13 protein-coding genes are annotated in these 12,296 nt (G+C 62.2%); 3 read left to right on the forward strand and 10 right to left on the reverse strand.

The genetic code is table 11. From position 1 onward, the window contains the following. Positions 1-42 precede the first annotated feature (42 nt). Genes C7T36_RS00085 through C7T36_RS00095 form a run of 3 tightly spaced genes read right to left on the reverse strand, consistent with a single transcriptional unit; the run spans position 43 to position 3,205 of the window. Positions 43-978: an SDR family oxidoreductase gene (locus C7T36_RS00085; RefSeq protein ID WP_045069984.1), complete on the reverse strand. Its 936-nt coding sequence runs from the start codon at positions 976-978 to the stop codon at positions 43-45. Next, positions 975-1,886, reverse strand: coding sequence for a bile acid:sodium symporter family protein (locus C7T36_RS00090; protein ID WP_033230789.1), 912 nt, complete (start codon positions 1,884-1,886; stop codon positions 975-977). The genes C7T36_RS00085 and C7T36_RS00090 overlap by 4 nt, the downstream gene beginning before the upstream one ends. Then, positions 1,886-3,205, reverse strand: coding sequence for an NAD(P)/FAD-dependent oxidoreductase (locus tag C7T36_RS00095; RefSeq protein WP_045069987.1), 1,320 nt, complete (start codon positions 3,203-3,205; stop codon positions 1,886-1,888). Before C7T36_RS00095 ends, C7T36_RS00090 begins: the two co-directional genes overlap by 1 nt. 102 nt (positions 3,206-3,307) lie before the next feature. Between C7T36_RS00095 and C7T36_RS00100 the strand changes: the two genes are divergently transcribed. Continuing rightward, positions 3,308-4,357, forward strand: a complete 1,050-nt coding sequence (locus tag C7T36_RS00100; RefSeq protein ID WP_045071018.1) for an Lrp/AsnC family transcriptional regulator — start codon at positions 3,308-3,310, stop codon at positions 4,355-4,357. Between the two features lie 74 nt (positions 4,358-4,431). On the opposite strand, the gene pheT is transcribed toward C7T36_RS00100, so the two are convergent. The 6 genes from pheT to infC all read right to left on the reverse strand — a co-directional run bounded on the left by pheT (position 4,432) and on the right by infC (position 10,373). Beyond that, the gene (gene pheT, locus C7T36_RS00105; protein ID WP_045069989.1) at positions 4,432-6,918 is read right to left on the reverse strand and encodes a phenylalanine--tRNA ligase subunit beta; all 2,487 of its coding nucleotides are present in this window, start codon (positions 6,916-6,918) and stop codon (positions 4,432-4,434) included. A 64-nt stretch (positions 6,919-6,982) separates the two neighbouring features. Then, the gene (gene pheS, locus C7T36_RS00110; protein ID WP_045069992.1) at positions 6,983-8,053 is read right to left on the reverse strand and encodes a phenylalanine--tRNA ligase subunit alpha; all 1,071 of its coding nucleotides are present in this window, start codon (positions 8,051-8,053) and stop codon (positions 6,983-6,985) included. 133 nt (positions 8,054-8,186) lie between these two features. Then, entirely contained in the window at positions 8,187-9,011 is an 825-nt protein-coding gene (locus C7T36_RS00115) for an RNA methyltransferase (RefSeq protein WP_045069994.1), read from the reverse strand. A 23-nt stretch (positions 9,012-9,034) separates the two neighbouring features. After that, entirely contained in the window at positions 9,035-9,424 is a 390-nt protein-coding gene (rplT, locus tag C7T36_RS00120) for a 50S ribosomal protein L20 (RefSeq protein WP_033230794.1), read from the reverse strand. Between the two features lie 62 nt (positions 9,425-9,486). Beyond that, on the reverse strand, positions 9,487-9,681 hold the full coding sequence (gene rpmI / locus C7T36_RS00125; RefSeq protein ID WP_033230795.1) for a 50S ribosomal protein L35: 195 nt from the start codon (positions 9,679-9,681) through the stop codon (positions 9,487-9,489). Between the two features lie 44 nt (positions 9,682-9,725). Further along, on the reverse strand, positions 9,726-10,373 hold the full coding sequence (gene infC / locus C7T36_RS00130; protein ID WP_165826367.1) for a translation initiation factor IF-3: 648 nt from the start codon (positions 10,371-10,373) through the stop codon (positions 9,726-9,728). Positions 10,374-10,758: 385 nt separating this feature from the next. Here infC and C7T36_RS00135 point away from each other — a divergent pair, with 385 nt between their 5' ends. Next, complete coding sequence (locus C7T36_RS00135; protein WP_033230796.1) at positions 10,759-11,124, forward strand: DUF1844 domain-containing protein; 366 nt, start codon at positions 10,759-10,761, stop codon at positions 11,122-11,124. 22 nt (positions 11,125-11,146) lie between these two features. Next, on the forward strand, positions 11,147-11,566 hold the full coding sequence (locus C7T36_RS00140; protein ID WP_045069997.1) for a DUF1801 domain-containing protein: 420 nt from the start codon (positions 11,147-11,149) through the stop codon (positions 11,564-11,566). Between the two features lie 4 nt (positions 11,567-11,570). On the opposite strand, the gene C7T36_RS00145 is transcribed toward C7T36_RS00140, so the two are convergent. Next, a complete protein-coding gene (locus C7T36_RS00145) occupies positions 11,571-12,275 on the reverse strand; it encodes a YafY family protein (protein WP_033230798.1) in 705 nt (234 codons plus the stop codon). Between the last annotated feature and the right edge of the window lie 21 nt (positions 12,276-12,296).

Raw genomic sequence — 12,296 nt, forward strand, 5'->3', positions numbered from 1 at the left:
CGACGGACAACCTCGATCCTTCCACGGCGGCCGCCAGGAGCGTCAGCGTGACGCGAGATACGCGGTAAACGCCTCCTGGCTCGAATACGCGGGAACGTAACCGAACTGCTCCTTGAGTCGCCGATTGTCGAGAACCGGCCGGTACTGGAGAAAACCGACCCGTTCCGGACCGTGCTCCGTCACACCGAGACGCCGTCCGACGCGCAGAACGCCGCGCAACAACCACGCCGGCAGTGTCAGAGTTCCCTTTCCCATCTGTGCTGCCAGATCGTCGACCGTCAACGCTCCGTCACCGGCAACGTTGAAAATGCCGACCTGATCGCCCGTCACCGCTTCGGCAAAGGCACCCGCCACATCGGTGTGCCAGACAAATACGAATGGGCTGTCACTACCGGCGACCTTGAGAAGCCGAGGGCGATCGAACAGTGCGGTGATCTGGTTGTTCACCGTCTCCCCGAGGATCGTGCCGATACGGAAGATCACCTGCTCGAGTTCCGGGTGCACAATTCGGTATTCGGCCAGCATTTCCTCGACGAGTCGCTTGTGGCGGCTGTAGGTGAATTCGTCGTTGCCCCTGACCGCGACATCCTCGGTGATCCACGGAGGATTATCGGCGTGATAGCCGTAGGCCGCACCGGACGACGACACAACCACTCGTCGCACGCCGAATTCGACGCAGGCAGCAAGCACATTCCGCGTCCCGTCGACGTCGACGCGATACTCCTGTTCCGCGGTGGTGTGCTTGCCCGGATTGACGATGGACGCAAGGTGAACCACGACGTCCGGCCGGTGCTCGGCAAACACTTCGGCCAACTCCGTAGCCTTGCGGACGTCCGCGTGCACTCGGCGCACGTGGTCTGCGGCCACCTCGGGCACAGATAGATCCGCGCTGACGACTGTGACGCCTTGCGCCGTCAACGCCTCGACGACTGCAGTACCGAGGAAACCGTTTCCACCTGTAATCAGTGCAGTGGTCACGCTGCTACCTCCGTTCGGATTCGCCGTTTCGACCACAAAGTTGCGAGCGCCAATCCTGCGATGATGTCCCAGATCCCCCACCAGCCGGCAACAATTGCCATGCCGCCGAGGCCGTCGAAGAAGGTGAACACCAACCCAAGCCCGAGCCCTGCGTTACGGATACCGACTTCGAACGAGACTGCGCGACGGCTGTATTCGTTCAACCCGGTCGCGACACCGCACACGTATCCCAGGCCGAGCGCAACAGCATCGTGCAGGAACACCGCGATCAGCACCACACCGATGTAGTCGACGAAGTACGACGCGTTGCCCGCCACTCCTGCCACGATGAAAATCAGCAGTGCAATCAGTGCGCCGTTCTTCACCCAGGGTTGGGCCTTCGCGGCCAGTTCCGGAAACTTCCGGGCAGCCCAGATTCCGATGACAAACGGCACCCCGATGATCAGCGCGATCTGCACGACCATCTCGAGGGCGTTCAGGTTCACCGACGCCAGCAGCGCGTCGGTCTCCGGGCGCCTACTCCCCCAGAAGGCAAAGTTGAGCGGCATCAGGAAGATCGCGAGCACGTTCGACACAGCCGTCATCGACACCGACAGTGCGACGTCGCCGCCGGCGCGGTGGGTCAGGACGTTCGAGATGTTGCCTGGTGGGCAGCACGCCACCAATATCATGCCGAGCGCAACCGACGGAGCCGGCGAAAGAACCAGTGTCAGAACAAATGTCACGGCGGGTAGCAATACGAATTGCGCCGCGATGCCCACCGCCATCGCCTTGGGTTTGGTCAACGCACGACGGAAGTCGTCGACCGACGTGTCGAGTGCGATCCCGAGCATGATCGCGGCCAGAACCACGTTGAGAATCATCAAGGACCCAGGATTGAAGTTGAGAACCACCTCGTCGATCGGCATCACTGCCCGCCTTCCGTCAATGCTGTGTCGAGCAGACCGATATGACGCTTGATCGCCGCGCGGTAGGCATCCTTGTTCACGTAGTAGGCCATCCGGCCCAACGTCAGATATCGATATCCCCCGGACAAATCGGGCGGCGGACCAGCTGCGGCCGCGTCGAATTCTCGGGCTGCCGCGGGAGCGTCGGTTCGCGCTTTGATCAGTTTCGCGACCATCTCGGCCTGCTCGAAGCGGCCCTGCCACCCCAGGCCCGATGCTTCGACCATCCCGAGAACAAACAGATTCTCGTGACGTCGGCTTGCGACGTTGAGAAACAGATCCGGTGCTGCCCCTGCCCAATCCAGATGCTTGCGGGCAATGAACGGGTAGTCGAGGTGGTAGCCGGTCGCACACATCACGAGGTCGTAATCCGACACCGATCCATCGACAAAATGGACACTGTCCCCGTCGAACCCGTCAATGTCAGCGCGAACCTGCACGTCGCCGTGTCCCACGTGATGCAAGATCAGCGAGTTCACCACCGGATGAGACTCGTAGATCTTGTAGTCGGGCGCCGGAAACCCGAAGTGCACCGGATCGCCGGTGAACTGTTTGAGTACCAGCGTGTCGAGTCGTTGTTTGATCCACGGCGGCAACGGCTTTCCCTGGTTCAGCGTGTCCGACGGACGCCCGAACAGGTACTTCGGTACAAAGTAGTATCCGCGCCGGACACTCAGATCCACGGAATCTGCGTAGTGAACCGCGTCGACGGCGATATCGCACCCACTGTTTCCCGCCCCGATGATCAGTACCCTCTTGCCGCGGAAAATCTCTGCGCTCCGATATTCGCTCGTATGCAGGAGTTCTCCGCTGAACTGCCCGCGAAACGTGGGCATATTCGGCTTGGACAACGTTCCGTTGGCGATGATCACGCCCCGATACTTCGCGGACGTGATCTCCCCGTCTCGCCCGCGGGAAGTCACCTGCCACAGCGAGTCCGTCGGCGTGACCTCGACGACGGTGGTTCCGAAGCTGAAGTGTTTTCGGAGGTCGTGGACATCGGCATAGTCGCGGAAATACTCGGCGAGTTCCACATGGCTGGGATAGTCGGCCACCGAATCCGCCATCGGAAATTCCGTGAACGCAGTAGTGCTTTTCGACGAGATGAGGTGGGCCGATTCGTACACGGTGCTGTGCGGGTTGTCGATGTCCCAGAGACCACCGACATCATCGTGGCTCTCGAAACCGTCGAACTCGATACCGGCCCGATCAAGGTTACGAGCCCCGGCCAAACCCGACGGTCCCGCACCGATCACCGCGTACTTGTTCTCTGTGCTCATCCGTTGTTTCCGTCCACCCGGCCTGCTCGACGCAGATTCTTCCTGTCGCTCGAGAGTGGCAGATAGTCCGAAATTAACGCCGATATGCCGGATAATGACGGAATGAGTGCTGATTATGCCGACAAAGGTCTGTATATCGATGAAATCGACTTGAGGATAATCAATGCGCTGCAACTCGCCCCGCGCTCCACATGGCTCTCACTGGCCGGGCCACTCGAACTGGATGCTGCGACAATCGCCCGACGGTGGAACCGGCTCTCCGACTCCGCGTTGGCCTGGGTGACAGTTACCCCTGGACCTCGCGTCCTCGACGCCATCGTGACAGCTGCTGTCGAAATCGACTGCGCACCGGCACAACTCGACGCCGTCGCCGATCGCCTGACGACGTTGGCCCACGCGGTGACCATCGAAATCTCTACGGGCAGAGCCGATCTCCTGGTCACTGCCGGAACACCGGATCTGGCCTCGATGTCGCAATTCATCTCCCAACAGATCGCCACGATCGACGGCGTGCAGGGCTTGCGAACGTCGATCATCACGCGCTGGTTCACCGAGGGCGGCCGGTGGCGACTCAACGCGCTTGCCCCATCCGAGCGCGGCTTCCTTGCTGCCGGCGAATCGCGTGGGCGACGGTCACCTTCGCGAGTAGCCGCCGTGTCGGAACAAGACCGCACACTTCTGACCACGCTCGCTCACGACGGGCGGACACCGATGCGGGAACTTGCCGATTCGATCGGAATCAGCCCCGCCGCCTGCAAACGGCAAATCGACCGTCTGACCTCATCGGGTTTGGTGGCATTGCGGTGCGAATTCGCCCGGCCCGTCGCGGGACTACCGATACTCGCAACCCTGTGGTGCCGTGTCGACGCCGAGCATCTGGACATGGTTGGTCGGCTCCTGAGCCGAGCACCCGAGGTGCGGAATTGTTTTGCCGTCGTGGGTAGCGAGAATCTGGTGGTGCAATTGTGGCTGCATTCGCCCGCAGAACTCGATGCCTTCGAGATCCGAATACGCAGGGAGTGCCCCGAATTGCATATCGGGGAACGCTCGATCGTCCTCTACCTCCGCAAACTGCTCGGTCACGTACTCGACCAGCAGGGTCGCCGGACGGGCACCATCGCGCCGGATGTCTGGCTTCCCCGAGAAGCCTGAACATTCTCGAATCCGACTGAACGAGAAAGGGACCCGAGGCGCTGTGGCCTCGGGTCCCTTGACAACTCGTGCTGCTAGCCGCGCATCTGCGCGCCTACAGCCTTGGACGCTGCCTCTACTGCTGCGTCACGCGCGGCACTGGCCTCGTCCTCGGTCAGGGTGCGATCCACGCCGCGGAAGCGAAGTGCAAACGCCAGCGACTTGCGGCCCTCACCAACTTGCTCGCCCTCGAACACGTCGAACAGACGAATGTCTTCGAGAAGCTCGCCGCCGCCGACGCGTAGAGCTTCCTGAACCTCGGCGGCCGGAACGTTGCGGTCGACAACGACGGCCACGTCCTGCAGAACAGCCGGGAACGGCGACACACGCGGAGCGGGCAGGTTCTCGACCAACGGCAGCGCGTCCAGATCGATTTCCAGTGCGCAGGTGCGAGCGGGCAGTCCAGCACGCTCGAGAACAGCCGGATGCAATTCGCCGGCATGCCCGACAACGTTGCCGTCGACAAGAACCTCGGCGCAACGACCCGGATGCCACGGCAGATACTGCGCCGCACGCAGTTCAACCTCGACGCCGGCTGCCGCTGCGATGACGCGCACTGCAGCAAACGCGTCCGATGCCTCTGCCGCACGGCCGGGGCCCCACGGGCCGTTGAGCTCACGCAAACCACTGAGCACAGCGGCGACGTGTACCGGCTGCTCGGGCAGTGACGCAATCAGGTTTGCGATCTGATCGTCCGTCGGACGACGGTCGACCGGCAATGCATCGACAGGCTTGGTGTCGGGCCCCGGAAGCACAACCTGGGCAATGCCGTACAGCGCAAGATCCCGCTGGCCACGAGAAGTGTTGCGAGCCAATACCTCCAACAAGCCGGGCAGGAGCGTCGTAGCAAGTTCGGGGCGATCCGCCTCGAGCGGGTTGAGCACCTTGCTGGTATTGCGACGCGGATCGTCGCTGTCCAGTCCCCAGACATCGAAGATGTTGGTGGGCAGGAACACCGGCGGCAGAACCTCGACGAATCCGGCATGTGCAATCGCCTTGGACACCGTGCGCTTGCGACGCTGCTTCGGCGTCAATCCACGTCCGGCGGGTGCAGCCGGGAGAACCGACGGAATCTGCTCGAGTCCTTCGAGACGCAAGACCTCTTCGACCAGATCAGCAGGCTGAACCAGGTCCGGTCGCCACGACGGCGGGGTTGCGACCAACTGGCCGTGCCCTCCGTCGCTGACTCCGACCTCGACAGTGCAACCGACCTGGGTGAGACGACGCGCAGCCGTGCCGTTGGGGTAGCTGACGCCGGCAACGCGATCGGGAAGGTCGATGTCCATCCGAATCGCTTCACGCGGCGCAACCGCACCGACATCGGTGAGGACGGGTTCGATACGGCCACCGGCGATCTCGACGAGCAGTGCTGCCGCGCGGTCAACTGCGGCAACCGGGATCGCCGGGTCCACAACGCGCTCGAAACGCTTGCTGGCCTCGCTGGACAGCTTGTGCCGACGCGCAGTCTTGAAGACTGCAAGCGGATCCCAGGTAGCTGCCTCGAGCAAGATGTCCGTGGTCTCGGACCCGACCTCGGTAGTCGCGCCGCCCATGACTGCAGCCAACGAGATGACGCCGGAATCGTCGACGATCACCACATCCTCGGGATCGAGGGTGCGCTCGACCTCGTCGAGTGTGGTGAGCTTCTCGCCGGCTTTCGCGCGGCGAATCACCAGGTCGCCCTTCACTGCGTTTGCATCGAATGCGTGCAGCGGCTGACCCAGTTCGAGCATCACGTAGTTGGTGACGTCCACAGCAGGAGAGATCGGGCGAACACCCGAGAGCAGCAAGCGTCGCTGCATCCACCACGGGCTGACCGCCTTGGGATCGATGCCGGTGACCTTACGCATCACGAAGCGCGTCGCCTTGGACTCCGGTTCGAGCTGTACCGGCCACGCCTGCCCCTCAGCGGGGTGGGCGGGAACCGAAGCAGGATCGGCAAATTCGAGATCGAAGCCGCACGCGAGTTCACGAGTAAGGCCGCGTACCGAGAAGCAGTAGCCACGGTCAGGGGTGATGTTCAGTTCGATGATCGTGTCACCGAGCCCGAGCAACTCGTTGCCGTCTGCGCCGGGCTCAGCAGTGCCGGGTTCGAGCACGAGGATGCCCGAGTGATCCTTGCCGATTCCGAGTTCCGCGACAGAGCAGATCATTCCGTCGGAGATCTTGCCGTACGTCTCACGAGACGCGATGGCAAAGCCGCCAGGTAGGACAGCGCCGGGCAACGCAACAACGACGAGGTCACCCTCGGCAAAATTGCGGGCACCACAGACGATGCCGCGCGGCTCTGCTTCGCCGACCTCGACCTGGCAGAAACGGATCGGCTTCTTGAACTCGGTGAGTTCGGTGATCTCGAGGACCTTGCCGACCACCAGGGGGCCGTCGATTGCCTCGAGTGTGTCGAGTTCCTCGACTTCGAGTCCTACCCGGACGAACCCAGCGTCCAACTCTTCGGGAGTGACTTCCCACTCCGGAGTTGCCCGCTGCAGGATCTCGGTCAGCCAGGATTGCGCTACTCGCACGTCAGCTCAGCTCTCTCGTTTTCTCGATAAGTCTGTTGGTCGAAAAGGTCCGGATACCGGACGGTCAGCCGGCAACGCCGAATGGCAGCGTGAAACGCACGTCGCCTTCGACGATGTCACGCATGTCCGGGATGCCGTTGCGGAACTGCAGAGTCCGCTCGAGGCCCATACCGAACGCAAATCCCGAGTACTCGTCCGGATCAATTCCACTGGCACGCAGCACGTTCGGGTTGACCATGCCGCAGCCGCCCCATTCGACCCACCCTGCGCCACCCTTCTTGTTCGCGAACCACACGTCGACCTCAGCCGACGGTTCCGTGAACGGGAAGTAGTTGGGGCGCATACGCGTCCGAGTCTCGGGACCGAACAATGCACGTGCGAATGCGTCCAGAGTTCCGCGAAGATTGGCCATCGTCAGACCCTTGTCGACAGCAAGACCCTCGACCTGCGAGAACACCGGCGTGTGCGTCGCATCGAGTTCGTCGGTACGGAAGGTGCGACCGGGGCAGACGACGTAGATCGGAACCTCACGCGTGAGCATCGTGCGCACCTGCACCGGCGAGGTGTGCGTACGCAGCACCTGACGCGAGTTCTCCGGCGCCAGATGGAATGTGTCCTGCATGGTCCGCGCGGGATGATCCGGCAGGAAGTTCAGAGCGTCGAAGTTGAAGTGCTCGGTCTCGACCTCCGGTCCCTCGGCGACCTCCCAGCCCATCGCGACAAACACGTCGGCGACCTGCTCGGAGATCAAGCTGATGGGATGACGGGCACCCACTGGATAACGATCGGATGGCAGCGTGACGTCGATTGCCTCGGCGACCAGCACCGCGGCGTCTCGTTCGGCAAGGAGAACCTCGCGACGCGCGTCGTACGCAGAGCTGATGCGCGTACGGAAGATGTTGACACGCTTGCCCGCTTCGGCCTTTTCCTTACCGGGAAGGCTGCCGAGACCACGGCGAGCGAGGGCGATCGGGGACTTGTCCCCCATGTGCTCAACCTTGACCTGAGCCAGTGCATCCAGGTCCGCTGCCTCCGCGAGCGCCTTCTCTGCGTTCTCCGCGGCCGCGATCAGCGCCTCTTCGGTGAGCGCACTCGCATCGACGTCCGGCGGGGTCGCGCCCTCATTTTTGGCCACGGCTGTGACACTCCTGTCGCTTCTCGGTTTGCTTCTCTACTGCGGTCGAGCATTGTGTCGAGCATTGTTACGCTCTTGCATTCTCTCAGGCTTCCGCAAATGGAATTCCGAGAGGTCACTTCCGTCTTGTTCGTCAGCCCTGATCGGTGTCGCGATTTTGCACCCGCGCACTCGCATAGAGGCAGATAGCGGCTGCAGTCGCCAGATTAAGGCTCTCGGCGCGCCCGTGGATCGGAATACGGACACGGTAATCAGCACGGGCCGCTATGGCCGGATCAAGACCGTGCGCTTCGTTTCCGAACAGCCAGGCCGTCGGCTTGCTCAACAACTCGTCCGCGTTGTCGAGGTCGATCTCTCCGTCGGCAGCAGTCGCCAGGATCTGAATACCGGCGGCGCGGATCTGTTCGATCACCGAATCGGTATCGCGTTCACGAACAACCGGTAGGTGGAACAGGCTGCCCGCCGACGATCGAACCACTTTGCCGTTGTGCGGGTCCACGCTGTCTCCGGCCAGGATCGCGGCATCAGCGCCAACTGCGTCGGCAATCCGAATTACCGTGCCCGCGTTGCCCGGTTCGTTGACCTCGACCGGAACGGCAAGGAGCTTGGTATCCGGGCGGATCGCGTCCGACAGAGGAACATCGAGGAGATCACACACGGCAACCAGGCCGGGCGGAGTCACGGTGTCGCTCAGTGCCTTAGCTGCGCGGTCGGTGACGAGAGCAGCGCGAACTCCGGAGCTCAACGCCAGATCGATGACGTGTTGATACCGATCGGCAGCGGCCTCTGTGTAGAAGAGATCACGGACCACGGTGGCGGTTGAGCCGTTGGCCTTCAAGACTTCTGTGACGGAGTTTTCGCCCTCGACCAGGAATCGTCCTGCTTTACGTCGTTCTGCTGTGCGCAGGAGCTTGACAGCAGAAACGACCCGCGGAGTCCGCTCGGTGAGCGGATCCACGGGCCGTTGCTGTGATGCGTCGATCAGGCTGCTTCTCCGGCAGGCGCATTCACGTCAGCCGGCAGAGCGGCCTTCGCGAGTGCAACGAGGCCGGCAAAGGCCTCTGCATCGGAGACGGCGAGCTCGGCGAGGATCTTGCGGTCGACGTCGACCTCAGCCAGGCGCAGGCCCTGGATCAGGCGGTTGTACGTGATGTCGTTGGCCCGAGCTGCAGCGTTGATACGCGTGATCCACAGCTTCCGGAACTCACCCTTGCGTGCACGACGGTCGCGGTATGCGTAAACCATCGAGTGGAGCTGCTGCTCCTTGGCCTTGGTGTACAGACGCGAACGCTGTCCACGGTAGCCGCTGGATGCAGCAAGAATTGAACGACGCTTCTTCTGGGCGTTGACCGCCCTCTTTACGCGTGCCACGTGAAAATCCTGTCAATCTAGGGGCTGAGATTCGGCCCCGGGTGGTCAGTAAGGGGGACGACTCAGATGCCGAGCATGCGCTTGATGCGCGGTGCGTCATCAGGGCTGACGACAGCGACACCGTCGAGACGACGGGTGACCTTGCTGGCCTTGTGCTCGAGAAGGTGGCGACGGCCGGCCTTCTGGCGCAGGAGCTTGCCGGAACCGGAAACCTTGAATCGCTTCGAGGCGCCGCTGTGGGTCTTCATCTTGGGCATGGAGTCCTCAGTTCTTTGTTACGTGATGGTGCTTGGGGAATCGACTAGCTGGTCGGAGCTTCGGGAGCCGCTTCTTCGGCTGCCGGGGCTGCCGGAGCCGCCGGAGCTTCGGGAGCCGGCTTCGGAGCCGCCTGAGCGACGGGCGCCTGAGCGCTTTCCTGAGCCTTGACGCGGGTCTTGGCACCCTTGTGCGGCGCCAGAACCATCGTCATGTTGCGACCGTCTTGCTTAGCCGAGGTCTCGACGAAACCGAGGTCTGCGACGTCTGCTCCCAGACGCTGCAGAAGGCGGTAGCCGAGTTCGGGGCGTGACTGCTCACGACCGCGGAACATGATCGTGACCTTGACCTTGGAACCAGCTTCGAGGAAGCGAACAACGTTGCGCTTCTTGGTCTCGTAGTCGTGGGCGTCGATCTTGGGGCGAAGCTTCTGCTCCTTGATGACCGTAAGAGTCTGGTTCTTGCGAGACTCACGGGCTTTCTGTGCAGCTTCGTACTTGAACTTGCCGTAGTCCATGATCTTGCAGACCGGCGGACGGGCATCAGGAGCTACCTCGACAAGGTCGAGGTCGGCTTCCAGAGCCAAGCGGAGTGCATCTTCAACACGCACGATGCCTACCTGTTCACCGCCAGGTCCGACCAAACGGACCTCGGGAACGCGGATTCGATCGTTGATGCGGGTCTCAGTGCTGATGGGGCCTCCTAGGTTGAACGGTGCGGTCTTGTGACCGCACGCAGCTAGTTCTACCCAAACCCCAACAAAAAACCCCGCGGTGATATTTCTCCGCGGGGCCCGATGTCGACCGATCAGATCAAACCCAGCTCACGCCAGGAACAATCTCCTCGACTAAACGAGGAACCTGATGAAGAATAGATTCTTCGTCAGGTGACCGGAACCACTGAACTGCAGTTTCACCTGCCGCGCAGAGGTGGGAGTCGGGCTCCACTTGCTGCCCCCGAACATGTCGGAGGCGGTCGTTGGGACAAGAGTATCAGGCCGGCGGCGATGAATCTAATCGTGCCTGCACAAGACAAGGGCAGATTGAACTGCTCCGGACCGTGATGGAATCCTTGCAGACATGAGTGAGAACTTCGAAGCAGATCAGAACACCGACGCGAACCCTGATGTCCGCGAACTCTCCGAGGTTCCCGCAGTCGAGGTCATCAGCCGCGCCGCCGTGATGCTGATGAGCTCCGCAGCAGAGAAGCTCGGACTGTCCGACGCAGACCCGTCGGCCAGCCCCTACCTGGACCTGGACGAAGCGCGCCGGGTCATCACCGCGCTCGCCGGACTGGTCACCGCATCCGTCGAATACCTCGGCCCCCACGCGGGTCCCATTCGCGAAGGCCTGCAGGCCCTCCAGCGTGCGTTCCGCGAAGCGTCGTCGCACCCCGACGAGCCGGGCAAGGGCCCAGGCGAGAAGTTCACCGGACCGGTCTACTGAGTCACGAACGGCGACCACGCACATGGCAACCGCGAACAAAACGCAGCCGACTCCAGACGACGTCGGTGCCTTTGTCGATCGAATTGCCGACCCGGTCAAACGCGCCGACAGTGCGGAACTGATTTCCGTACTGTCGGCTGCGACCGGCGAACCGCCGGTGATGTGGGGAACCAGCATCATCGGATTCGGTGCCCGCCACTATCGCTATGCAAGCGGACACGAAGGTGACACCGCACTGATCGGGTTCTCACCTCGAGCGACCGCACTGACCCTCTATTTGTCACTGAACTTCGACGAGCACGCCGCGACGCTCGGCCGCCTGGGCAAGCACAAGATCGGCAAAGGCTGCCTCTATGTCAAACGGCTCAGTGACATCGATCGCTCAGTCTTGGAAGAACTTGTCACGGAATCCGTTGCGGCGGCCCTGAACATGAATTCCTGAGCCGTCAACTCGCGTCAGCTGCCGAGCGAGCCGTCGGCGGCGGCTCTCCGAACAGCGCAGTCTCTCGAGGAACAAAAAGCTCCTTGGTCAGCGTCGCTTTCTGGATCCGATCGAGACGGAACCACCGAACCGCGTCCCTCGTTCGGCACCAACCGATCACGAACCACCGATCTCGGGCGTGAGCCAGCAGATGTGGCTCGACCGCACGCGTCGATTCGGCACCGTCTCCGTCGATGTACCGCAACGACACAACACACTTACGTTCCAAAGCCTGCTCGATCGCGCGCCGGTTCACTCCTGATTCGTCATCAGATTCTTCGTCATGCCGAACCCAGACGCGCCCGCTGAGTTCCTCAACTCTGGCCCGACTGTCGGCGTCCATGACGTCGAGTAGTTTGGCCAGGGCTGCCCGTCCGTCGTCCGCGAACGGAGCGTCTCCGACAGCAGTCAAGGCCAAGGCGATCGACACTGCCTGCGGGACAGTGAAATTCACCGGAGGTAGCGTCGCGCGCCCAATCAGACGGTAACCGCCGCCAGGTCCGCAGCGACCTTCGATCGCGGATCCCGACTCCGTCAATGTCTCGATGTCACGCTTGACTGTGCGCGGCGTGACACCGAATTGCGCCGCCAACTGCGCCGCATTTGACCCGCGATCGCCACGACGACGCAACTCCTCGAGGAGTGCGTGCAATCTGGCCGCTCGATTCACGTTTCCGATTGTCCCAAATTT

It is taken from the genome of Rhodococcus sp. AD45-ID (assembly GCF_003023755.1).
GTDB lineage: Bacteria > Actinomycetota > Actinomycetes > Mycobacteriales > Mycobacteriaceae > Rhodococcus_F > Rhodococcus_F globerula.